We start from the raw sequence: 24087 nt of genomic DNA on the forward strand, positions 1-24087 counted from the left end.
CGCGCGCCCTCAGGAGGCTCAGCGCAAACCGCTTGTCGCGATCTCGCCTGCCAGTTGGCGCATCACCGCGCCACGTGCGGCGGCGATGTCCTGCGCCGTGGCATCCCCGGCGATCGGCACCGACAGCGCAAAAAGGCGCGCCCGGTCGCGGCCATTCTCGGGCGCGACGAAGTATTGGCCCGACATGCGGAACGTGCCATCTGAATAGGCCAGCATCTCTTCGATGCGCAGCTCCAACTCTGCATCGGGCCGGTCAAGAAAGGGCCACGGCTCGCTTGCCACGCGCGCGCCGGTGATTTGCGACAGGTAGCGCGTCAATTCCAGTGTGAGGGCGCGCGCCGGGTCATCGGCCCAGAGCAGGCCATCACCCGCCACGATTCGTCCGTCGGGGCCCGAGACCCAGATCTCTTCCGAGGCGGCATAGGTTGGCAAGGACACGGCGCGCAGCGATACCGAGCCGTAGGAAATGCGCTGCGTCATGCCCGCATCGGCGCGGGGCACGGCCACACGCTCGTCCGGGGCGCCACATCCGGCAAGGGCGGCCAAGGCGGCCAGCGTGGTGAGGGGGGCAGTCTTCATCATGTCATTACCGTCCTGTCAGCAGCGAGTTGGGATTGCGCTCGATCGCGCGGGCCAGGGACGCGACCGCCTGTGCTGCGCGCTCGATCTCGCGCAGAGTGTTGCGGGCATCGCGCCCCAGACCGTTATTGGCCTGATAGCCTTCGATGGTAGTGCCCGCCTGCGATAGGACAACGCGGGCCTGTTCGATAAGTCGGGGCAGATCGCGGCTGGCCTCGGCAAAGGTATCGGCCGCGTTGCTGGCGGAATTGAGCGTATCCTTGGCCGTGTCCACCACGCCGGAGTTGCGCAATTCTTCCAGAACGCCGCTCAACTCGGTCAGCGCGCCGTTGAGGCTGGCGGGCAGCTCGCGGGTGCTTTGCTGGTTGAGGAAGCTGTCGACCGTGGTGACCAGCTCGGTCACTTGATCTGCCATCTGGTCGATGGCGACCTCCTCGATATTTGCGGCGACGCCCTCGATCCGGGCGACCAGATCCGGCACGCCTTCGACCGCGGAATTGACGCCTTGCGCAGCCTCGGCCGCATCATCCAGCGCCTTGCCCAGACGCTCGGACAGGGCCGCCTCGTTGAAGCCTTCGATCAAGGTCGCCAACTGGTCGACCGCCTCGTTGATCTGGCCCGGCACGGCGCGCAGATCCTCGTCGTTGATGGCGCCGCGCGCGTCCGCCAGAAGGCCGTTGAGGTTTTCGGGCGCGTTGCGCACCCCTTCGCTGGTGATCAGCGCGTTGATATTGCCCAGCAGGTTGATCGCCTGGTTCATCACCTCTTCGACGGGCAGATCGTTAATCCGCTGGAACACACCCTCGGCGGTGGCCGACACGTCCGAGATGTCGCTCTCGGTGGTCGGGATGCGCAGGCCGCTATCGCCCATATCCTCGATCGTCGCGGGCGCGGCATCCGGCACCTCCGCCAGCTCTACCTTCAGGCCACCCGTCAGGATCGACGTCGTCGCAAGGCGGGCGCGCAGGCCGTTTTCGACCCGCTCGCGCAGGAACGCCAGCGCCGTTTCCTCGTTCTGATCGCCCTCGAGGCCCAGCCGGCCGGGACGGATCGCCATGGTCGCTATCAAACGAACACGGTTGTCGCCGAACCGCTCGGAATCGACGAGCCCGTTGAGCGAGCTGACGCGGCCGATATTGAGCCCGGCCAACTCGACCGGCGCATCAACGGCGAGACCCGCGATGTTTTCCTCGAATACGGCAGAAATGGTCAGCGTCTCGCCCTCGTCACCCGAGAAGATGCTGGCCCGCGCCGATGCCTCGTCGGTGTAGACGGTAATCGTCGCGCCCGGCTCGACCGGCTCGCCGCCCGACACCATCGTGCCGAAGGTGACGCCGCCAGAAATCAGCGAGGCGATGGACGAAAAGTCCAGCGCTGCGCCGCCCGGCCCAAGCGTGAAGGAAAAGCCGGACGTGTCCCAAAAGCGGGTGGACGTGTCGATCAAGCGATCATGCGGGGCAAAGATGATCGCCTCCGCTTCGGCGGTGCTGCCATCCTGGCTGATCTGCGTCTTGCCGATGCGGCCGACGTTGAGGCCCTGATAGATGATCGGCGCGCCTTCGGTCAGCGAAACGCCCTTGCCCGCGCGCAGCGTGACCAGCACGCCCTCATCGTTCAGCCGTTGCAGTGGCGCGTCGGCGAGGCCGGTGAATTCGTAGGTTTCCCGGCCCGGCTCGCCGTCCCAGAGACCTTCCAGATAGACACCCGACAGCACCGTATCGAGGCCCGATACGCCCTGAGCCGTCACCTCGGGGCGCACGACCCAGAATTGTGCGTCCGCGTCCACGTAGCTCGCCACGTCCTTATGAACGCGCACCGACACGACGACGCTGTCCAAACCTTCGGAAAACCCGACATCCTCGACCATGCCCACGGTCACGTCCCGATAATGCAGCTCGGTCGTCCCGGCGGTGATGCCGGACGCGTTTTCGAACGCGATCTGGATCAGTGGACCCTGGTCCAGATACGTCTTTACCGCCACGCCGATCACGGCCACGAAGGCGATCAGAGGCACCAGCCAGATGACCGAAATGCGCCGAAAGGGGCTGCCCTTGGCGGCCTTGACCGGGGGAGGGGGCGGTGTGCCGTCTGTTTGTGTCACGCCGTGGATTCCTTTGCTGTGCCCGGAGCTGTTGTGACCGGTGCCGCGTTTGATGATGCGTCACGCGCCTCGTCCGTGCCGTCCTGGGCGGGCTTGCGGCCCGTATCCCAGATCAGGCGACTGTCGAAGCTCTGAGCGGATATCATGGTAAAGATGACGGACAAGGCGAAAAAGATGCTCGCCCGTCCGGGGGATATGTTGACCAGCGTTTGCAGCTGCACGAGCGATGACAGGACCGCGACGACGAAGACGTCGATCATCGACCAGCGCCCGATATACTCGACGACCTCATAGAGTTTCTGGCGCAAGTCATCCGAAATCTGCGGACCGCGCTTCACTCCGATCACCAGCCCGAGGATGATGATGAACTTGCCGATCGGAATCACCGCACTGGCCAGCAGGATGATGATGGCCACACCCCATGATCCGTATTGGGCGATCTCGACGGCGCCGCCGATGATGGTGCTGCTGGAGGACGACACCAGTGTCTTGGTCTCGAGCATCGTGTAGAGGTTGGCCGGGATATAGCAGGCCACGCCCAGAACCCACCAGGCCATGACCTTTTGCAGCGATCTGGGATCGCGCGAATTGATCTTGCCGCCGCAGCGCGGGCAAATTTCGGTGCCCGGCGGCGACACGCGGGTGCAGCGCCTGCATCCGATCAGGTTCATCTCTTTGGCAGTTTTCATGGTTGCAGGGACTTCCAGATCGAATAGCGGCACATCACCACATCCGTGGCGACGACGATGATCATCAGAATGGCGAACATCCATGCGGCGGGGCCGAGGCTGACCTCGGCCAGATCGCTCAGCTTGACCAGCGCGACGGCGCAGCCAATGGCAAAGATCTCGGCCATGGACCATGGTGTGAGGTCTTCGGCGAGGCGAAAGGCGTGGCGCGCGAAGGGGGCCGGCGGCTGATCGCGGATGACGGGGACCAGCACGTAGATCAGCAACATCAGCCGGACCATCGGGATGATGACGATGAAGGCCAGGATCGCCGGCGCCAGAAGAGCGAGCGACCCGGTGAAGGCCAGGCTGGTCTGCACGATCGAGGTGCCGTGCGTCAGCCCGCCCGCGCCGATCGTCAGAAACGGAAAGAACATGGCGCCTGTGATCAGGATCAGAATACTGGCGGCCATCGCGATGATCCACTTGCCGGCCTTGCGGCGCGGCGCGATCAGAACCGAATGGCACCGACCGCAATAGGCGCGCTCGTCCTGTTTTACCGGCGGCACGGAATAGACAAGGTCGCAATGCGGGCACGCGATCAACGCATCCAGCGGATCGTCCTGGCCCGAGGCCGCAATATGCTGCGTTTCTGTCATGGCGCTCCATTGTCGTCGCACTGGCCGTGATCCGCAAGCGGTCAGACCGTTCAGTGGGTTGGCCTACCGCGTTCAGCGGCAAGATCGCATCAATTAGCCCGCCACTGTGCTGAATCGACCGCAATCTGCCCCGGATGACGCATTCTTGATGCGCGCAGCCCGTGGGCTTGGCTGGGGTCGACATGGGCCTTCCGCCTCTGACATCGTCCAAAGGGGGCGTTTGCAGGGCCTGATTCTGCGCGCCTCATGATGGACCCTTGGGGGGTGGGGCTTTGCGGGGGAGCTACATCCTGAGACGTGATCCGCGCGCTCTGATCGAACGGGCAGAACGAGCCGCCCGATCAGACGCCGGGCACAGCGTAGGGCGCAAGACGCTCGCGCAGGAAATCCAGCATCTCGGCGCCGCCCTGCGCGGGGGGATGATCGCGCGAGGTGATCATCGCCGTCTCGTGCCGGATCTGCGGCGCGAAGGGGCGCCAGGCGGTCCCATCTGCCAGATCGGCCTGCGCATTGATCGGGTCGATGATGGCCAGCCCCCCGCCCGCCGCCACCAGATTGCGCGCGATGGCGTAGTAATAGCTGAACGCGCGGTATCGTAGCGGCATGCCGGCCTCCAGCATCATGCGCTTCAGCTGGCGATCCGTGACGTGATCGCCGTTGACGCCGATCATGCCGCGCCCGGCCAGATGTGCGGGCGTGATCACCTTTTCGGCGGCCAAAGGGTCGTCCGCCTGCATGATGCACAGGCACTCCATGGCAAAGATGTCTGCCTCCAGTCCGGCGACGGGCACGGGCGTATCGATCAAGCCGATATCGATCTGTCCGCTGGCCGTCCAATCCGCGATCTGGCGCGAGGAATGGACGCGCAGCTCGATATGGGTGCCGGGATGCAGGGCCTGAAATTCGGCGATGGCCCGGGGCAGGAAATGCATGGACAGCGCGCCGTTGGTTGCGATGCTCAGCCCCCCGGCCCAGCCCTGACGGATCTCGTCCGCGCGCTGCTCGACCCGCGCAAGGGCCATCAGGCCCTGGCTGATCTCGCCGCGCAGCTGCAGAGCCTCGCCGGTGGGGGCGAAGAAGCCGCGATTGCGGTGAAAGAGGCGAAAGCCCAGCTCCTCCTCCAGATTGCCGAGCGCGATACTGACTGCGGGCTGTGTCAGATTCAGGCGCTGCGCCGCGTTGCTGACCGATCCCGCCTCGAAGAGCGCGTTAAAGACTTCGAGGTGGCGGAGCTTGAGGCTCATCGCGATCCTGCCTTGCGATGTATAAGGAAAACGAAATTTATTATTGCACATATTAAATTGCTAAATTCAAGGCCGGTTCCTACCGTAGGGTCAACTGGACCGGAACGGAGCGTCTGCCAAGATGGATGGATCGGGCTACAAGGGTATGGAGGACGAGCGCGGTCTATGGGTCGAAGGCTGGTCGAACCGCTCTTATTGGTTGGACGGGCTCACCCCGCCCGAGATCCCCGGCGGCGATCTGCCGCGCGAGGTGGATGTGGTCATCGTCGGCTCGGGCTATACCGGCCTCAACGCCGCGATCGAGACGGCGCGGGGCGGGCGCAGCACGCTGGTTCTGGACGCCGAAGTGCCGGGCTGGGGCTGCAGCAGTCGCAATGGCGGGCAAATCAGCACCTCGATCAAGCCCTCTCTCGCGAAACTGGCCGCGCGCCATGGCCGGGACCGTGCCGAGGCAATTCGCGCCGAGGGGCGCGCCGCGCTCGACTGGATCGGCGAACGGATTGAGGCCGAGGGTATCGATTGCGATTTCCGCCGCTCGGGCCGGTTTCACGCCGCCCACACGCCCGCCGCCTATGAAGAGCTGGCCCGCGATGCCGACATCCTCCGCCGCACCGAGGGGATCGAGGTCGAAATGATCCCGCGGGCCGAGCAGCGCCGCGAGCTGGGCAGCGACGCCTATCACGGTGCGGCCCTGTTTCCCCGGCACGGATCGCTGCATCCGGCGCGCTACGTGCATGGCCTGATCCGAACCGCGCTGGACGCGGGCGCACGGATCATGGGCGAGACGCCCGTGACGGGCATCACCTCGGGCCCTACGGGACACGAGGTGCAGACCCCGCGCGGCACAGTACGGGCGCGCGACGTGATCGTGGCGACCAATGGCTATACGACCGGCGTGACGCCCTGGCAGCAGCGCCGCGTCATTCCCATCGGCAGCTACATCATCGCGACGGAGCCGCTGGATGGGGGCGTGATGGATCGCCTTTTCCCAACGGACCGCATCGCCAGCGATACCTGCAAAGTGGTCTATTATTACCGCCCGTCGCCGGACCGCACGCGCATCCTCTTCGGCGGGCGCGTGTCGGCGGGCGAGACGGACACGTCGATCAGCGGCCCGCGCCTGCATCACGACATGTGCCGCATCTTTCCCGAGCTGCGCCAGACTCGCATCAGCCATAGCTGGATGGGCACGGTGGCTTATACGTTCGACGAGCTGGCCCATTGCGGCACGCATGACGGGGTGCATTACGCGATGGGCTATTGCGGTTCGGGCGTGTCGATGGCCAGCTATCTGGGCATGCGCATGGGTCAGAAGGTGCTGGGATTGAAAGAGGGGCAGACTGCCTTCGACGATCTGCCCTTTCCGACGCGCCCCTTCTACACCGGGCGGCCCTGGTTCCTGCCGGCCGCCGTCGCCTGGTATCGCTGGAACGATGCCCGCCAGAGGGACCGTGCCATGGCGGGATAAGACGAACCCCCAAAGGCCACCGGAATACCGGGGCCATTCATCCAACAGAGGAGATAACGATGAGAAACAAGATCGCATTGACCGCGGCGGCGGGCCTGATGGCCTCGACCGCACTGGCCCCGATGGCAATGGCCCAAGGCAAGGAACTGACCGTCGCCAGCTGGGGTGGCTCGTACCAAGAGGCGCAGAGCAAGGCGCTCTTTGAGCCCTACGAGGCCAATACCGGCAACACCGTCAAGCAAGAGACCTATGGCGGCATGTCCGACGTGCGCCTGCAGGTGTCATCCGGGCAGGTGACGCTGGATGTGGTGGTCAGCGGATCGGGATCCGCCGCACGCGCCGGGGCCGAGGGCCTGCTGGAGCCGTTGGACTATGACGTGATCGACGTCAGCAACTTCCCCGAGGAGTTCTATAGCGAGTATTGCGTGGGCGGCGACGTCTTCTCGGTCGTGCCTGCGTTCAGCACCGCCAAATTCGGCGAGGATGGCCCGCGCGGCTGGGCTGATTTCTGGGACACCGAGAAATTCCCCGGCACCCGCGCCTATCGCGGCACCGTCTCGGGCGCTTTGGAGCCTGCGATGATGGCGCTGGGCGTCGCGCCCGAGGATGTCTACGCCGAATTGAGCAGCGAGGAGGGCATCGAGCGCGCGCTGGACAAGATCCGCGAGTTGAAGCCCAATATCGCTGTCTTCTGGACCTCGGGTGCGCAGCAGGCGCAGCTGATGAAGGATGGCGAGGTCGACATGTCGAGCGGTTGGAATGGCCGGTTCGACAACGCCGCCGCTGATGGCGCCGAAGTGTCCTATTTCTTTGATCAGGGCCTTCTGGATTACGACTGCTTCGCCATCCCGAAGGGCGCGCCCAACAAGGATCTCGCGATGGAGTTCCTCGCCGAGATCTCGAAGCCCGAATACCAGGACGATCTGCCCAAGTTCATCACTTACGGGCCGACCAATTCGGCCGCCTACGAGACCGGCGAGATCACTGACGAAGTGGCCGCAAGCTTGCCCTCGGCCCCCGAGAACATGGCCAAGCAGCTGCCCATCTCGCTGGAGTGGTATGCCGAATGGGAGCAGATTGCCGCCGAGATGTATCAGGAAATGCTGACCGAGTAAGCGATTGCCAAAGGACGCGGGCAGCGCGCGCCGCCCGCGTCCCAATGATAAATGAGGGAGCAAGATATTGACCACCAGAGCCGAAGCCCTGCCCATCACCGTGCGCGCCGTGACCAAGACCTATGGGCGCGTGCATGCGCTGGACGATGTCTCGCTGGATGTGAAGAGTGGCGAATTCCTGACGCTGCTGGGGCCTTCGGGATCGGGCAAGACGACGCTGCTGATGGTGCTGGCCGGCTTTACCCGCCCCGACAAGGGCAGCCTGCGCTTTGGCGAAGAGGAGATGATCCGCACCGCGCCGCATCTGCGCGGCGTCGGCATGGTGTTCCAGAATTACGCGCTTTTCCCGCATATGACCGTGGCCGGGAATGTGGGCTATCCGCTGCGCCTGCGCGGGGTGTCCAAATCCGAGCAGGCCGAGCGGATCGAGCGCGCGCTGGATCTGGTGCAGCTGGGCGGCTATGGCGATCGCGGGATTGAACAACTCTCCGGCGGGCAGAAACAGCGCGTCGCGTTGGCCCGCTCGATCGTGTTCGAGCCGCGCATTCTGCTGATGGACGAGCCGCTGAGCGCGCTGGACAAGAAGCTGCGCGACCGCATGCAGATCGAGCTGCGGCACCTGCACGAGCAGCTGGGTATGACCACGGTTTACGTGACCCACGACCAGCGCGAGGCGCTGACCATGTCCGACCGGATCGCCGTGGTGAACCATGGCCGCATCATGCAGCTTGCGACGCCGCAACAGCTCTATGACCGGCCCGAGAACAAGTTCGTGGCGGATTTCATCGGCGATTCGACATTCCTCGCCGTGACGCGGGACGGGCAGGGGGTGCGCTATGGCGGCACGGCCCTGCAGATGGACGGGGTGGTGCCCGCCGGGGACGACCTCGTGCTGATGATCCGCCCCGAGCGGGTGCGCCTGCTGGACGGCGAGGCGCCCGCGGGGACAAACGTTCTGGAGGCCACCGTGACCGAGCTCGTCTATCAGGGCGAAAGCTATCTTCTCTATGCGCGGCTGGAGGACGGGGTCGAGATCGCCGTGCGGGGCGCGATCCGCGAGGGGACTTTTGGCAAGCTGCCGCGCGCGGGCAGCGCGGTGAAACTGGGTCTGCACCGGGCCGATACGGTCGTCATCGCGGATGGGGGCAGCTAGATGGCCGTGACCGAGACCCCGCACGACATGCACGCCGCGGGCCTGCGCCGCGACGAGCGGATGGAGCGCTGGAAGCTCTTCGGCCTCGGCTCTCCCGCGCTTCTGCTGGTGATGGTGATCCTCGTCATTCCGGTCGGCTGGCTCTTCTACGTGTCTTTCGTGGGCGCGGATGGCAGCTTCTCGCTGGAGAATTACGAGCGGATGGTGTCGCGCAAATCCTACATGCGCATCTTCATCACCACCTTTCAGGTCAGCATCCTGACCACCGCGCTCTGCATCCTGATCGGCTATCCGCTGGCCTATTTCATGTCGCAGCTACCGGCGAAATGGGCGGGTCTGTGCCTCGTCACCGTGCTTCTGCCGTTCTGGACCTCGCTTCTGGTGCGCACCTATGCCTGGCTGGTGCTGCTGCAGAAGCAGGGCCTCGTGAACCAATGGGCGATCAATATCGGCCTCTGGGACGAGCCGCTGAAATTCGTGCATAACATGACGGGCACGCTGATCGGGATGGTGCATATCATGCTGCCCTTCCTGATCCTGCCGGTCTATGGCGCGATGCGGGCGATCGACGCCGACTACCTCAAGGCCGCGTCCAATCTCGGTGCCAGTCCCAAGCGTGCCTTCTGGACCGTGTTCTTTCCGCTCTCGACGCCGGGCCTTTTCGCGGGCTCGCTCATGGTTTTCGTGCTCTGCCTCGGGTTTTTCGTGACGCCCGCCGTGCTGGGCGGCGGCCGCGTCATCATGGTGTCGATGAAGATCGTCTCGAACATCGAGCTTTTCGTGAACTGGGGCGCGGCGAGCGCCTTGGGCGTGGTCCTTCTGGTCATGACCGGCATCATCCTCTGGATCGCGTCGCGCTTCCTTCGGCTCGAGCAGATGGCGGGGGGAGGTCACTGATGCTGGCATGGCTCAAATCCCCCGCGTCAGAGACGCAAGTGACGCATGGCCAGCGCCTCTGGCTCTATGTCTTCGCGGGCGTCGCGATGACGCTGCTGGTGCTGCCGACGCTGATCGTGATCCCGATGTCCTTCTCGGATTCGCAATATCTGGAATTCCCGCCCGAGGAATGGTCGCTGCGCTGGTATCGCAACTATTTCGGCTCGCCCGAATGGATGCTGGCCACGCGCACTTCGCTGACGGCCGCCGTTCTCACGATGCTGGTGGCGACCCCCATCGGCGTGCTGGCGGCCTATGCGCTCCACGCGTCCAAGCTGCCCTATATCCGCGCGGCCTTTGTCCTCTTTATCACGCCGATGATGGTGCCTGTCGTGCTGATCGCCATCGGCGCCTTCTATGCCTATGTGAAACTCCAGATCCTCTACACCATGACCGGGCTGGTTCTGGCGCATAGCCTTTTGGCCATTCCGCTCGTGGTGATCGTCACCGGCTCTGCGCTCAAGGGGTTCGACATGAATCATGAGATGGCGGCGCGGTCTCTGGGCGCGCCGCGCTGGAAGGCATTTCTGACGATCACCCTGCCGCAGATCCGATTCGCGGTGGTCACGTCGATGCTGCTGTCGTTCCTTGCCTCTTTCGACGAGGTGGTGATCGCCATGTTCATTTCGGGCGGCGACAACCCGACGCTGACGCGCAACATGTTCAATGCCTTGCGCGATCAGATCGACCCGACCATCGCCGCGATCTCGACCATCATGGTACTGATCACGACGCTGATGATGGTGCTTGCTGCAGTCTTTGGGCGTGATAAGTCCTGATCCCGATGGAACGCTATGAGTATATCGTGGTCGGCGCAGGCTCGGCCGGTGCGGCGCTGGCGGCAAAGCTGGCCCAGCTGGGAAAATCCGTGCTGCTGCTCGAGGCGGGCGGCACCGGGCGGCATCCTTGGGTCAATATCCCGCTGGGCTATGGCAAGGTCTTCCACGACGCGCGGTTCAACTGGAAATACACGACCGAGGCCGAGCCCGAACTGAACGGGCGCGGGATCTACTGGCCGCGCGGCAAGGTGCTGGGCGGCTCGTCGGCGATCAACGCGATGGTCTGGGTGCGCGGGCACCCGAACGATTATGCCGAATGGGGCGCCGCCGCGCCCGGCTGGGGCTGGGAGGATGTCGCGCCCGTGTTCCGCCGGCTCGAGAAATGGAGCGGCGGCGAGAGCCAGCATCGCGGCGGGCTCGGCCCGCTGAGCGTGACCGACATGGACGGCTGGATGCACCCGCTGACCCGCGCCTATGTGAAGGCCGCCGAGGAGGCGGGCATCCCGACCAATACCGACTATAACGGCGCCGCCATCGAGGGCGCGTGCTTCTACCAGATTTCCACCGCCGGGGGCCGCCGCGCCTCGACCGCGCAGGCGTATCTGCTGGCGGCGCGCAAGCTGAGGAACCTGCGGATCGAGACGGGGGCGATGGCGACGCGCGTGCTGATGGAGGGCAAGCGCGCCACCGGGATCGAATATGTGCAGCGCGGCAAGACGCGGACCGCCCATGCGGGCGAGGTGATCCTCAGCGGCGGCGCGATCAACACGCCGCAACTGATGATGCTGTCGGGCATCGGCTCCGCCGCGCATCTGAAGGAGCATGGCATCGAGGTGGTGCAGGACAGACCGCATGTCGGGCAGAACCTGATGGATCATCTGGGCAGCGATCATCTTTTCCGCACGCGCATCGCCAGCCTCAACCAAGTGCTGCGTCCGTGGTGGGGCAAGGCGCTTGCGGGGATGGATTACGTGCTGCGCCAGCGCGGGCCGCTGGCGATGAGCCTCAACCAGGGCGGCGGCTTCATCCGGCTGGCCGACGGTGATGGCCCGCCCGACACGCAGCTTTACTTCTCGCCGCTCAGCTATTCCAGCGCGCCTGTGGGCAAGCGCCCGCTGATGAGCCCCGACAGCTTTCCGGCGGTGCGCATCGGCTTCAACCCGGCCAAGCCGACCAGCACGGGCAGCATCACGCTGCGCTCTGCCGATCCGATGGCGGCGCCGGTGATGCGGGGCGGATACCTTGCCACCGAGCATGACCGCGCGCTGATGATCAAGGGCACGCGCGAAGTGCGGCGCATCGCGTCGATGCCGTCGCTCGCCCGCGTGATCGAGGCCGAGCTGGACCCCGGCCCCGATTGCGTCACCGACGACGAGATCCTCGATTTTGCGCGGCGTGACGCGTGGACCGTCTTTCACCAATGCGGCACCTGCCGGATGGGGCAGGATCCGGCGCAATCGGTCGTCGATCCCAAGCTGCGCGTGCATGGCATTGCCGGGCTGCGCGTCGCCGATGCGTCGATCTTTCCCACCATTCCCACGGGCAATACCAATGCCCCCGCCGTGATGGTGGGTGAGCGTGCGTTTGACCTAATCACCCAAGGATAGAGCCACATGAAGATCACCCGGATCGAGACCTTCACCACCGAATTCGTCGGCTTCGTGCGCCTCATGGTGGAGGATGGCAGCACCGGCTGGGGGCAGGTCTCGACCTATCATTCGGACATCACCTGCAAGGTGCTGCACCGGCAGGTCGCGCCGCATATCATGGGCCGCGATATCGCGGATCTCGATGACCTGATGGATCTGGTGGTCGAGCGTGAGCATAAATTCCCCGGCTCCTACCTGCGCCGCGCCATGTCGGGCGTCGATACCGCGATCTGGGATCTGCGCGGGCGCCGCGAGGGCAAGTCCGTGGCCGAGCTTCTTGGCGGCACGCCGGGGCGCATCCGCGCCTATGCCAGCTCGATGAAGCGGGACATCACGCCCGCCGATGAGGCCGAGCGGATGAAGCGGCTGCGCGATGCGCATGGCTTTGACGCCTTCAAGGTGCGCGCGGGGGCCGAGGTGGGGCGCGGGCGCGACGAATGGCCGGGCCGGACTGAGGAGATCATACCCACGATGCGCCGCGAATTGGGCGATAGCGCCGCGCTGCTGATCGACGCCAACAGCTGCTATGCGCCCGCGCAGGCGATCGAAGTGGGCCGGATGCTGGAGGATCACGGCTATGAGCATTTCGAGGAGCCGTGCCCCTATTGGGAGCTGGAGCAGACCCGCGAAGTGACCGAGGCATTAGATATTGCCGTGACCGGGGGCGAGCAGGATTGCGATCTGCCGACATGGAAACGGATGATCGACATGCGCGCGGTCGATATCGTGCAGCCCGATATTCTCTATCTGGGCGGCATCGCCCGCACCCTGCGCGTGGTGAAGATGGCCGAGCAGGCGGGTCTGCCGGTCACGCCCCATTGCGCGAACCTGTCGCTGGTCACGCTCTTTACCATGCACCTCTTGCGCGCCATTCCGAATGCCGGGAAATACCTGGAATTCAGCATCGAGGGCGCGGATTACTACCCGTGGCAGGAGGGGCTCTTCACCTCGGACCCCTACAGGATCGAGGATGGTCACGCCACGGTCACGGACGCGCCCGGCTGGGGCATCGAGATCAGCCCCGATTGGCTGGCGCGCGCGCATTACAGTGTCTCGGCCGCATAACAGAGACGATTTCAGGGAGAAGCGAAGATGGTAAGCCTCGACAGTTTCAAGGACCTTGCAGGGATCAAGATGGGCGCGTTCAAGCCCAAGCCGACCACCCTCACCGAGGGGCAGGAGGAATCGGCGCAGACCCTTTGGTCCTCGCCCGATGGGCTGACGAATATCGGCGTCTGGGAATGCACGCCGGGGCGCTTCACCGCTGACCGGACCTCGGCCGGGGAGTATTGCCACATCATCAAGGGCCGCGCGACGGTGCGCAACGAGGATGGCAGCACCCCGCGCGAGATCGGGCCGGGCGATCTGCTGGTCCTGCCGCAGGGCTGGAAAGGCGAGTGGGAGATCCACGAGCATATGCGCAAGCTCTACGTGATCAGCCCGTCCAGCTAAGTCTGCACCATGTTGAAAGTCGCGGCAGGCGCCATTGCAGCCCCCACCCAATACGAGGCATGACCCATGGTACCGAACGAGGCGCTGGTTGCGGCTATTCCGATCCCGGCGCTGTTGATCGGGGCCGATATGCGCGTGATTGCCGCCAATGCGGCGGCTGAGGCGGTGCTGGGCTCGGCTGGTATTGGCGGGCATCTGGCGCGGATCATCCGGACCCCTGCCGTGCTGGACGCCGTCGAGACTTGCCGCAACAGCGCCGCCGCCGCTGAGGCGCAATTCATGGCCGATGAAGCAGGTCAGGACACGCTTTATGACGTGACTTGCGCGCCGGCTGGTGAGGCCGTGCTAATCTGTCTGCGCGATGTCAGTACCGCGATGCAGACCGATATGATGCGCCGCGAGTTTGTGGCCAATGTCAGCCATGAATTGCGCACGCCGCTCACCGCGCTCTCGGGCTTTATCGAGACGCTGCGCGGCCCCGCCAAGGGTGATGTTGCCGCGACCGACCGCTTTCTCACTATCATGCAAGGTGAGGCCGCGCGGATGGAGAGGCTGGTCCATGATCTGCTGTCGCTGAGCCGGGTCGAGGCGCAGCAGCGCCATAGGCCCAAGGCTGAGGTCGATCTCAGAGATATCTGCACCGCCGCCCGCGATACCATGCGCGGTCTGGCAGAAGAGGCTGGGGCCGAAGTGATGCTCAGCCTGCCGGGCGCGCCCGTGATGGTGCTGGGCGATGCCGACCAGCTGCGGCAAGTCTGCGTGAACCTGATTGAGAACGCGCTGAAATATGGCGCCTCGGGCGGCAAGGTGGCTGTCAGTCTGACCATTGTGGCGCAAGATGCCCAGTTGCGCGAGCCTGCAGCGATCCTGTCGGTGCGCGATGATGGGCCGGGAATCGATCCGATCCATATCCCGCGCCTGACAGAGCGTTTCTACCGTATCGACAACCACCGTGCGCGCGCGATGGGTGGCACGGGACTGGGCCTTGCCATCGTCAAGCATATCGCCCAGCGGCATCGCGGGCGGCTGACGATCGAGAGCGCGCCGGGTGCGGGATGCGAAATCAGGGTCCTGCTGCCTTTGGCGGCGGACGCGCGGGGCGACTGACCCTGAGGCACCCGGCGCATTTTCCGACTTTTCCGCAAAGTGTCATCAAACCGTTACAAAACCTTTGCAAAAGCGTCGTCGCCGGACGTTAGCACCGTCGGTAGGGCGTGCGCTGCTCGTGCGTCCGTGCTTGGAAAATTCAGGAGGCCTTATGCCTTTCGCAAAACCCATCGTTTCCGCCGCCGCTATCACCGCGCTGTCCGCATCCGCAGTGTACGCGCGAGACAATGTGCAGGTTGCAGGCTCGTCCACCGTGCTGCCCTATGCCTCGATCGTTGCCGAAGCCTTTGGCGAGAATTTCGACTATCCAACGCCGGTCGTCGAATCGGGCGGCTCCTCCGCCGGGCTCAAGCGGTTCTGCGAGGGCGTGGGCGCGAACACCATCGACATCGCCAATGCCAGCCGCGCCATGCGCGAAAGAGAGGTGGCAGCTTGCGCCGAGAACGGCGTGACCGAGATCATCGAAGTCCGCATCGGCTATGACGGCATCGTCTTTGCCAGCCAGTTGGACGGGCCCGCCTTTACCGCCTTTACGCCCGGCGATTGGTACGGCGCGCTGGCCCCCAAGGTTATGGTGGATGGCGCATTGGCCGACAACACCCGCACCATGTGGTCCGAGGTGAACGCCGACCTGCCCGAGGTCGAGATCGCGGCCTTCATCCCCGGCACCAAGCACGGCACGCGCGAGGTGTTCGAAGAGAAGGTGCTGCTGCAGGGCTGCGAAGATACCGGCGCGATGCAGGCCATGATGGATGGCGGCATGGACGAGGATGCAGCGCATGACGCCTGCATATCCGTGCGCACCGATGGGCGCAGCGTGGATATCGACGGCGACTACACCGAGACGCTTGCGCGGATCGGCAGCAACCCCGAGGGCGTCGGCGTGTTTGGTCTCGCCTTTTACGAGAACAACACCGACACGCTGAAGGTCGCCACCATGAACGGTGTCGAGCCGACGACCGAGAGCATTTCGTCGGGCGAATACCCCGTGTCGCGCCCGCTGTTCTTCTACATCAAGAAGGCGCATATCGGCGTGATCCCCGGCCTCAAGGAGTTCGCGGAGTTTTTTGTGGCCGATGAGGTCGCAGGCCCCGATGGTCCGCTGGCCAATTACGGCCTCGTCTCGGATCCCGAACTGGCCGAGACCCAAGCCACCGTTGCCGAAGAAAAGACCATGCAGGGCGGTATGTAAGCCCCCTTCTGATTGGCGCCGGGGGCGGATTGTCCTGCCCCCGGCGCGCCTTTTTTCGAGACCATGAAAGTGCCCCGATGTCCCTGACCGTCCTTGCCCTGATCCTGATCGCGCTCGGCATGACGGCTTATGTCTCGGGGCGTGCGCGCGCCTTGGCGTCGGCGGGTGGGGACAGCCGCGCGCTGCATTCTCTGCCGCGCTACTACGGCGCCCACGCCGCGATGCTGGCGCTGGTTCCGGCTGTGGGGATCCTGGCGCTCTGGCTGGTCGCGCAGCCGCTGGTCCTGTCCGGCGCGGTGTCCGGCATGCTGCCCGAAAGCAATGACAGCGGCCTCATGCTGAGCGATGTGCGCCGTGTTGCGGACGGTCTGGACGCCGTCGTTTCAAAGCGCGTGGTCACCGCAGATGAGGCGCGGGCGCTGGAGGCCGACGGCACCTTGCGCGCGCTTCTGGCCGGGGTCGGTGCGCCGCTGGCCTCGGATGTCAGCGCGCCGGTTCTCGCGGCGGCGCAGGAATGGCGCAGGCTGGACGCACGCGGTGATCTGATCATGGCCGCCGTTGCGCTGATCGCGGCCTTGGCGGGGCTGGCTATCGCGTGGCGGCGTACCGACAAGAATATGCGCGCCCGAAACAGGGTCGAATCCGGGGTGCGGATGCTGCTGATCGCGGCGGCGAGCATTGCCGTGCTGACGACGATTGGCATCATCCTGTCGCTCGTCTTCACCACAATCGAGTTTTTCCGGATCTACCCGGCCTCCGAGTTCTTCTTCGGCACCACATGGTCCCCCAGCTTCGGCGGCGGCAGTGAGTTGGGCGTGCTGCCGCTCCTTTGGGGCACGCTCTACATCTCGGTTATCGCGCTGCTGGTGGCGGTGCCCATCGGCCTATTTTCGGCCATCTACCTGTCCGAATACGCCAGTCCGCGCGTGCGCGGCATCGTCAAGCCGCTGCTCGAGGTGCTGGCCGGTATCCCGACCATCGTTTACGGCCTCTTCGCGCTGTTGACGGTTGGCCCCCTGCTTCTGAGCGTCTTTGGCCGCGACGGGCTGGGCTGGATGCAGGCCGGCACGGCAGTGATGACGGCTGGCCTTGTGATGGGCATCATGCTGATCCCCTTCGTCAGTTCGCTGAGCGACGACATCATGGGCGGCGTGCCGCAGGCGCTGCGGGATGGCAGCTATGGGCTGGGCGCGACCAAGTCCGAGACGATCCGCCAGGTCGTGCTGCCCGCTGCCCTGCCCGGCATCGTCGGCGCGGTGCTGCTGGCCGCCAGCCGCGCCATCGGCGAGACGATGATCGTCGTGCTGGGCGCGGGCGCGGCGGCCAAGCTGGGTCTCAACCCGTTCGACGCCATGACCACCGTCACCGCCAAGATCGTCAGCCAGCTGACCGGGGATGCTGATTTCGCCTCGCCCGAGGCGCTTGTCGCCTTCGCGCTGGGCATGACCCTTTTCGTCATCACGCTGGGGCTGAACGTCATCGCGCTCTGGATCGTGCGCAGATATCGCGAGCAATACGAATGACCCGAAAGAGCCTGTTAGAGCCTGATGCGCGCACCCGCCGCCGGGGCGCCGCCGAGAAACGCTTTCGCGCCTATGGGGCCATCGCCATCGCGATCGGCCTCGGCTTTCTCGTGGTGCTGTTGACCACGATCATCGTGAACGGGCGTGGCGCGTTCCAGCAGACTTATCTGAGCGTGCCGGTCTACCTGGACCCCGCCAAGCTGGACAAGACCGGCAACCGCGACCCTCAGGAGATCGCCAAGGTCTCGACCTTCGGCTACACGCCGCTGATCAACGAGGCGCTTCTAAGCCAGGTTCAGAGCCTGAACATCGACACGCCGCTGGACAGCGCCAGTGATATGAAGGCGCTCGTCTCGCCCTCCGCCGCCGCGCTTTTGCGTGACCGCGTGATCGCCAACCCCCAGCTGATCGGCGACACGGTGACGTTCAACCTGCTCGCGGCCAGCCGCGTCGATGGGTATCTCAAGGGCCGCGTGGCCCGCGCCGATGTGACCCGCGACAAGAATATCGACGCCCCGCATCTGGATATCGTCGATGCGCTGCGCGAGGCGGGGTTGGCGCAAAAGGGCTTCAACAGTGCCTTCATCACTGGCGCCGATGCCAGTGAAAGCCGCCCCGAGCAGGCGGGCATGGGGGTGGCGATCCTCGGCTCGCTCGCCATGATGGCGGTGGTGCTGATCCTGTCGCTGCCCATCGGCGTCGCCGCTTCGATCTATCTCGAGGAGTTCGCGCCGAGGAACCGCTGGACCGACCTCATTGAGGTGAACATCTCGAACCTCGCGGCGGTCCCCTCGATCGTTTTCGGCATCCTCGGTCTTGCGGCCTTCATCCAATTCGCGCATCTGCCGCAATCCGCGCCCTTGGTGGGGGGCCTTGTGCTGACCCTGATGACGCTGCCGACGATCATCATCTCGACCCGCGCAAGCCTGAAATCCGTGCCACCCTCAATCCGCGATGCGGCGCTGGGTGTGGGCGCGTCGAAAATGCAGGCGGTGTTTCACCACGTGCTGCCGCTGGCCATGCCGGGCATCCTGACGGGTACCATCATCGGCATTGCGCAGGCATTGGGCGAGACGGCGCCGCTGCTGCTGATCGGGATGGTTGGCTATATCGCCACCAACTATCCCGATGGTATCCAGTCGGCCTTTCTCGACCCGAATTCGGCCATGCCTGCGCAAATATTCGAATGGGCCAAAAGGGCCGATCCGGCCTATTACGAGCGTGCCTGGGGCGGGATCATCATCCTTCTGCTGGTGCTCTTGGCCGTGAACCTGATCGCCATTCTGCTGCGCCGCCGGTTCGAGCGGCGCTGGTAACAAGAGAAAGATGGACCCCATGCAGGATATGAGAAACGACACCCACAAGATGTCCGCCAAGGGCGTCGACGTCTGGTACGGCGACACGCACGCGATCAAGGATGTGAGCGTGGAGCTGGAGGATCGCTGCGTCACCGCCTTCATCGGGCCGTCGGGCTGCGGCAAATCCACCTTTCTGCGCTGCCTCAACAGGATGAACGACACGATCGAGATCTGCCGCGTCGAGGGGGATATTCACCTCGACGGGCAGGATATCTACGACCGCCGGGTCGATCCCGTGCAGTTGCGCGCGCGGGTTGGCATGGTCTTTCAAAAGCCCAACCCGTTTCCCAAGTCGATCTACGACAATGTGGCCTATGGCCCGCGCATCCACGGCATGGCGCGGACACGCGCCGATCTGGACAGCCTTGTCGAGCAATCGCTGCGTCAGGCCGCGCTCTGGGATGAGGTCAAGGACCGGCTGGCCGCACCCGGCACGGGCCTTTCAGGCGGCCAGCAGCAGCGCCTCTGCATCGCGCGCGCCGTGGCCACGCAGCCCGAAGTACTTCTGATGGACGAGCCGTGCAGCGCGCTGGACCCGATCGCGACGGCGCAGGTCGAGGAACTGATCGCGAACCTGACCGAGGATTTCTGCGTCGCCATCGTCACCCACTCGATGCAGCAGGCCGCGCGGGTCAGCCAGAAGACGGCGTTCTTCCATCTGGGCAATTTGGTGGAATATGGCAGCACCGACCAGATCTTCACCAACCCCACCGACAAGCGCACCGAAAGCTACATCACCGGACGGATAGGATAAGTCATGAGCCAGCACATCACCTCCGCCTTCGACCGCGATCTGGAGACTGTCGAGGTGTTGATCACCCGCATGGGCGGTCTGGTCGAGCAGGCGATCCTCGATGCGGCCTCGGCTCTGGAGGCGCAGGACGAGGAGGCGGCGCAGGAGGTGCGCCGCGCCGACCGCGCCATCGACGCGCTAGAGGATCAGCTGAACGACGAGGCGGCGCGCATCATCGCCCTGCGCGCGCCCATGGGCGTCGATCTGCGCGCCATCCTCGGGGTCATCAAGATCTCGGGCAATCTGGAGAGGATCGGCGACTATGCCAAGAACATGGCCAAGCGCACGACCGTTCTGGCCGGGATGCCGCAGGTCGAGGGCGGCACCGCCGCGCTGCGCCGCATGGCGCGCGAGGTCCAGCGCCTTTTGAAGGATGCGCTCGATGCCTATGTGCGCCGCGACGCGGATCTGGCGCGCGAGGTTCTGGCGCGGGATGCCGAGATCGACCAGATGTACAATGCCGCTTTCCGCGAGCTTTTGACCTTCATGCTGGAGGACACGCGCAACATAACCCCCTGCATGCACCTGCATTTCATCGCCAAGAACACCGAGCGGATGGGCGACCATGTGACTGCCATCGCCGAGCAGGTGATCTACATGGTGACCGGCCAGCACCCGGACGACGACCGGCCCAAGGGCGATGCCACCTCTGTCGATGCAAAGATTTCGCAGACATGAGCGCGGCCATGGCATCGGGGCGGCCCACCGTCCTCCTGGTCGAGGACGAGCCGGCGCAGCGCGAAGTTCTGGCCTATAATCTGGAGGCGGCGGGCCTCAACGTGATCCGCGCGGGCGACGGCGAGGAGGCGCTGCTATTTGTGGCCGAGGGCGCGCCGGATCTGATCCTGCTGGACTGGATGCTGCCCAATGTTTCGGGGATCGAGGTGTGCCGCCAGATCAAGTCGCGGCCTGATACTCGGGCCGTGCCGATCATCATGCTCTCGGCCCGCACCGAGGAGGTGGACATGGTGCGCGGCCTCGATACCGGGGCCGACGATTACATGACCAAGCCTTATTCGCTGGCCGAGTTGATGGCGCGCGTGCAGGCGCAGCTGCGGCGCTCGCGCCCCGCCGCCGCCGGAGCGCAGCTGGAATTCGAGGATATCGTGCTGGACGGCGAGACGCACCGCGTCACGCGCGGCGGCGCCGAGGTCAAACTGGGACCGACCGAGTTTCGCCTGCTGGCCACGCTGATGGAGCGGCCGGGCCGCGTGCTGAGCCGTGAGCAACTGCTGGACCGCGTTTGGGGCCGCGACATCCATGTCGACAGCCGCACCGTCGATGTGCATGTGGGCCGCCTGCGCAAGGCGTTGGCGCAGGGCGATGCCATGCGCGCCGATGTGATCCGCACCGTGCGCGGCGCGGGCTATGCACTGGGCTAGAGCGGCGCGCCCATATCGGCCATCATCTGCCGCAGCCCGGCTTCGATCTCGCGCTTGCCCGCGCTGGCGGCGGTTTCCAATACCTTCGAGATACTGGGCGACGCCTCGGCGCCCGTGACGCGCTGGATCGGCTGATCCAGCCAGTCAAAGACGCGGCGCTGCAGCGCATCCGCCAGCCATCCGCCGTATGACGTGCCTTGCGCGCCTTGCTCGACGATCAGAACGTTGTTCGTCTTGCGGATCGAGGTCTCGATCGTCTCCCAATCCAAAGACGCACGGTCCAGGCTGCGCAGGTCGATGATCTCAGCGTCCAGCCCCAGCTCTTCGACCACTTGGCGCGTCTTTTCGACCATGGCGAGGTAGGTGAGAACGGTCAGCTTTGCACCCTCGCGCACGACCTTCGCGCGGCCCAGCGGGATAATGTAGTCGAAATCATCAACCGGCGCCGCGCCTTTCGAGGCGTAGAGCTCTACATGCTCCAGCACCAGAACCGGGTCGCGGCACAGAAGGGCCGCGTTCATCAGCCCCACGTAGTCGAAGGGCGTCGCGGGCGCGACGATGCGCCAGCCGGGAGCGGTGGCGAAGATGCCCGCGGGGTCCATCGAATGCTGCGAGCCGTATCCGGTGCCGATGGCCACTTTCGTCCGCAGGACCAACGGCATGTCGGCATCGCCGCCGAACATATGGCGGAACTTGCCGATCTGGTTGAAGACCTGATCGGCGGCGACCCACATGAAATCGGGATACATGAATTCGATGACGGGCCGCACGCGCCCATCCGCCGCCATGCCCGCTGCGATGCCGGTAAAGGCGTTCTCGCTAATCGGGGTGCCGAGGATGCGGTTCGGGAAGGCATCGGACAGACCGCGCGTCGCGCCATTGGTGCCACCCTTGAGGCGGTGAACATCCTCGCCCAGCACGACGATGCGCTCGTCCTCGGCCATCCGGCGGTGCATCACGTCGGCCACGGTATCGACGAATTTTGCCTCTTGCAGCGTGCCATCGAACTCCGCTTCCTCGGCGGTGCGGGCGCCCTTGAATTCCGACAGATCACCGCGCAGGCCCGCGTCGCGGAAGCTTTCCTCGGGCCAGAGGCTGGGGATGATGCGGGGGCGGCCCTCGTGCATTTCGGTCAGCTCGCCCGCGACATCCTCCATCAGGCCTACAGAGCGCTCCCGCAGCCGATTGATGTCATCCTCGCCGAGCACCTGCCGCTCCATCAGGTTCCGCGCCATCGCGTCCAGCGGATCGCGGGCGCGCCACTCGGCCTCTTCTTCCTTGCTGCGGTAGCCAAACGCGCTGCCGGGCAGGGGGCCGTTCTGGTGAAAGAAGCGATAGAGATCGGCCTCGATGATTGTTGGCCCGTCGCCGCCGCGCATGATTTTGTTCGCGGCCAGTGAGGCATGATAGACAGCCACCGGGTCCATTCCGTCGACCTTGAAGGCGGGGATGCCGAAGGCGAGGCCGCGCGACGACAGGCGTGGCTCGGCCGTGGATTCCTCGACCGTGGTGGACACCGCATAACGGTTATTCTCGATGAAAAAGCAGATGGGCAGTTTCCACGCCGCCGCGATATTCATCGTCTCGAGGACCGAGCCGATATTCGTCGCGCCATCACCGAAATAGCTGTAGACGACACGGTCCGTCCCGGCATTGCGATGCGCCCATGCGGCGCCCGCGGCCATGGGCACGCCGCCGCCCACGATGGCGTTGGTGCCGAGGTTCCCGGCCTCCTCCCAGCGCAGATGCATCGAGCCGCCGCGCCCCCGGCAGAAACCCTGCGCAAGGCCCATGATCTCGGCCATGGTGCGTTTCGACAGATCGCGGATCGCGGTGGGGAAGTCGTCGGTCGCGGAAATGCCGGCGGCGACGTGGCGCAGCGATTTGGCCAAAAACTGGTGGTGCGCGCGGTGCGAGCCGTTGACCTGATCGCCGTCACCCAGCGTCATGGCAGAGCCTACAGCGCCGCCCTCCTGCCCCACCGCGCTATGCGCCGGGCCGTGGACCAGCTGCTTGCCCGCGAGGTCCAATACCTTCTCCTCGAACGCGCGGATGAGGTGCAGCTGGGCGAGGATGGTGCAGCCGGTTTCGGGGTCGATGGCATTTCGGTCATCGTCGGTGACGGTGATCTGGCGCCAAGGGGCCAGAGGGGCGATATCGGTGAATTCGGGCATGGGAGATCCTCTCAGGCGACCATGTAGAGGCCGCCATTGACCTGTATCGTCTCGCCGCTGACAAAACTGGCGGCATCGCTGGCCAAGAAGGCGGCGACGCTGGCCACCTCCTCGGGCAGACCAAGCCGGGCGAGGGGGGTCTGGCGCAGCGTCTCGTCGCTGCGGGTTTTCTTGAAATCGCCGATCATGGGCGTGTCGATGATACCGGGCGCGATGGCGTTGCAGCGGATATCCGGCGCCAACTCGCGGGTGAGGCTGCGCATGAGCGCACCGACGGCGCCCTTGGCGGCAGCGTAATGCGCGTTGGTTTGCGCGCCCCTGTGCGGCGCCAGCGAGGTGAGAAAGACGATCGCCCCGCCCGGTTTCAGATGCGGCTGCGTGCGGCGGCAGATATAGAAAACGCCGTCGAGGTTGATCGCCATAAGGCGGCGCCAATCCTCGTCCGTCATCTGGGCAAAGCGCTGCGCCGGATAGATGCCTGCACCGGGGATCAGATAGTCGATCCCGCCAAAGCGGGAGATGGCCAGATCCACGAGTTTTTGTGCATCGTCGGGGTTGGCAGCGTCCCCAGCGAGGGTTGCGATACGGTCGCCGCCCAGCTCATCTGACAGCGCAGACAGCGACCCTTGGTCCCGGTCGCCCAGCACCAGATTGGCGCCCGAGCGGTGAAAGAGCTGCGCAATGCAGCGCCCGATCCCGCCCGCCGCACCAGTCAGCAAGAGCGTGCGGCCCGTGAAATCGAAACTCGCGTTCAT

Annotated in this window: 22 protein-coding genes; 15 read left to right on the forward strand and 7 right to left on the reverse strand. The window is 65.0% G+C overall.

The features are described 5' to 3' along the window. Positions 1–18: 18 nt before the first annotated feature. The 5 genes from BW975_RS01815 to BW975_RS01835 all read right to left on the reverse strand — a co-directional run bounded on the left by BW975_RS01815 (position 19) and on the right by BW975_RS01835 (position 5251). Positions 19–582 (reverse strand): PqiC family protein, encoded by a 564-nt coding sequence (locus tag BW975_RS01815; protein WP_076530468.1) that lies wholly within the window; start codon positions 580–582, stop codon positions 19–21. 4 nt (positions 583–586) lie between these two features. Then, on the reverse strand, positions 587–2680 hold the full coding sequence (locus tag BW975_RS01820) for an MlaD family protein (protein ID WP_076530470.1): 2094 nt from the start codon (positions 2678–2680) through the stop codon (positions 587–589). Beyond that, positions 2677–3369, reverse strand: a complete 693-nt coding sequence (locus BW975_RS01825) for a paraquat-inducible protein A (protein WP_244512544.1) — start codon at positions 3367–3369, stop codon at positions 2677–2679. Before BW975_RS01825 ends, BW975_RS01820 begins: the two co-directional genes overlap by 4 nt. Beyond that, complete coding sequence (locus BW975_RS01830) at positions 3366–4007, reverse strand: paraquat-inducible protein A (RefSeq protein ID WP_076530472.1); 642 nt, start codon at positions 4005–4007, stop codon at positions 3366–3368. Before BW975_RS01830 ends, BW975_RS01825 begins: the two co-directional genes overlap by 4 nt. 341 nt (positions 4008–4348) lie before the next feature. Then, positions 4349–5251 (reverse strand): LysR family transcriptional regulator, encoded by a 903-nt coding sequence (locus BW975_RS01835; protein WP_076530474.1) that lies wholly within the window; start codon positions 5249–5251, stop codon positions 4349–4351. Between the two features lie 121 nt (positions 5252–5372). Between BW975_RS01835 and BW975_RS01840 the strand changes: the two genes are divergently transcribed. The 15 genes from BW975_RS01840 to phoB all read left to right on the forward strand — a co-directional run bounded on the left by BW975_RS01840 (position 5373) and on the right by phoB (position 21158). Further along, entirely contained in the window at positions 5373–6719 is a 1347-nt protein-coding gene (locus BW975_RS01840) for an NAD(P)/FAD-dependent oxidoreductase (RefSeq protein WP_244512543.1), read from the forward strand. A gap of 59 nt (positions 6720–6778) precedes the next feature. Continuing rightward, positions 6779–7834: a polyamine ABC transporter substrate-binding protein gene (locus tag BW975_RS01845; RefSeq protein ID WP_076530476.1), complete on the forward strand. Its 1056-nt coding sequence runs from the start codon at positions 6779–6781 to the stop codon at positions 7832–7834. 67 nt (positions 7835–7901) lie between these two features. Beyond that, on the forward strand, positions 7902–8987 hold the full coding sequence (locus BW975_RS01850) for an ABC transporter ATP-binding protein (protein WP_092746214.1): 1086 nt from the start codon (positions 7902–7904) through the stop codon (positions 8985–8987). After that, entirely contained in the window at positions 8988–9884 is an 897-nt protein-coding gene (locus BW975_RS01855; protein WP_076530479.1) for an ABC transporter permease, read from the forward strand. Further along, positions 9884–10702, forward strand: a complete 819-nt coding sequence (locus tag BW975_RS01860) for an ABC transporter permease (protein WP_076530481.1) — start codon at positions 9884–9886, stop codon at positions 10700–10702. Before BW975_RS01855 ends, BW975_RS01860 begins: the two co-directional genes overlap by 1 nt. A gap of 5 nt (positions 10703–10707) precedes the next feature. After that, positions 10708–12309 carry a GMC family oxidoreductase gene (locus tag BW975_RS01865; protein ID WP_076530483.1) on the forward strand — a complete coding sequence of 534 codons (1602 nt, stop codon included), beginning with the start codon at positions 10708–10710 and terminating at the stop codon, positions 12307–12309. A 6-nt stretch (positions 12310–12315) separates the two neighbouring features. Continuing rightward, a complete protein-coding gene (locus BW975_RS01870) occupies positions 12316–13416 on the forward strand; it encodes a mandelate racemase/muconate lactonizing enzyme family protein (protein ID WP_076530485.1) in 1101 nt (366 codons plus the stop codon). Between the two features lie 27 nt (positions 13417–13443). Continuing rightward, a complete protein-coding gene (locus BW975_RS01875; protein WP_076530487.1) occupies positions 13444–13803 on the forward strand; it encodes a cupin domain-containing protein in 360 nt (119 codons plus the stop codon). 66 nt (positions 13804–13869) lie between these two features. After that, positions 13870–14910 carry a sensor histidine kinase gene (locus BW975_RS01880; protein WP_076530489.1) on the forward strand — a complete coding sequence of 347 codons (1041 nt, stop codon included), beginning with the start codon at positions 13870–13872 and terminating at the stop codon, positions 14908–14910. Between the two features lie 151 nt (positions 14911–15061). After that, positions 15062–16102 (forward strand): substrate-binding domain-containing protein, encoded by a 1041-nt coding sequence (locus BW975_RS01885; protein ID WP_076530491.1) that lies wholly within the window; start codon positions 15062–15064, stop codon positions 16100–16102. A 77-nt stretch (positions 16103–16179) separates the two neighbouring features. Further along, entirely contained in the window at positions 16180–17625 is a 1446-nt protein-coding gene (pstC, locus tag BW975_RS01890; protein ID WP_076530493.1) for a phosphate ABC transporter permease subunit PstC, read from the forward strand. Beyond that, positions 17622–18941, forward strand: a complete 1320-nt coding sequence (pstA, locus tag BW975_RS01895) for a phosphate ABC transporter permease PstA (RefSeq protein WP_076530495.1) — start codon at positions 17622–17624, stop codon at positions 18939–18941. The genes pstC and pstA overlap by 4 nt, the downstream gene beginning before the upstream one ends. Positions 18942–18960: 19 nt before the next feature. Continuing rightward, entirely contained in the window at positions 18961–19737 is a 777-nt protein-coding gene (gene pstB, locus BW975_RS01900) for a phosphate ABC transporter ATP-binding protein PstB (protein WP_418314298.1), read from the forward strand. 3 nt (positions 19738–19740) lie between these two features. After that, positions 19741–20454 carry a phosphate signaling complex protein PhoU gene (phoU, locus tag BW975_RS01905; RefSeq protein WP_076530499.1) on the forward strand — a complete coding sequence of 238 codons (714 nt, stop codon included), beginning with the start codon at positions 19741–19743 and terminating at the stop codon, positions 20452–20454. Between the two features lie 8 nt (positions 20455–20462). Continuing rightward, on the forward strand, positions 20463–21158 hold the full coding sequence (gene phoB / locus BW975_RS01910; RefSeq protein WP_076533289.1) for a phosphate regulon transcriptional regulator PhoB: 696 nt from the start codon (positions 20463–20465) through the stop codon (positions 21156–21158). On the opposite strand, the gene BW975_RS01915 is transcribed toward phoB, so the two are convergent. Continuing rightward, positions 21155–23332 (reverse strand): alpha-ketoacid dehydrogenase subunit alpha/beta, encoded by a 2178-nt coding sequence (locus BW975_RS01915; RefSeq protein ID WP_076530501.1) that lies wholly within the window; start codon positions 23330–23332, stop codon positions 21155–21157. The genes phoB and BW975_RS01915 overlap by 4 nt on opposite strands. Positions 23333–23343: 11 nt before the next feature. Further along, positions 23344–24087 (reverse strand): SDR family NAD(P)-dependent oxidoreductase, encoded by a 744-nt coding sequence (locus BW975_RS01920; RefSeq protein ID WP_076530503.1) that lies wholly within the window; start codon positions 24085–24087, stop codon positions 23344–23346.

Source organism: Roseovarius nanhaiticus (genome assembly GCF_900156535.1).
GTDB lineage: Bacteria > Pseudomonadota > Alphaproteobacteria > Rhodobacterales > Rhodobacteraceae > Roseovarius > Roseovarius nanhaiticus.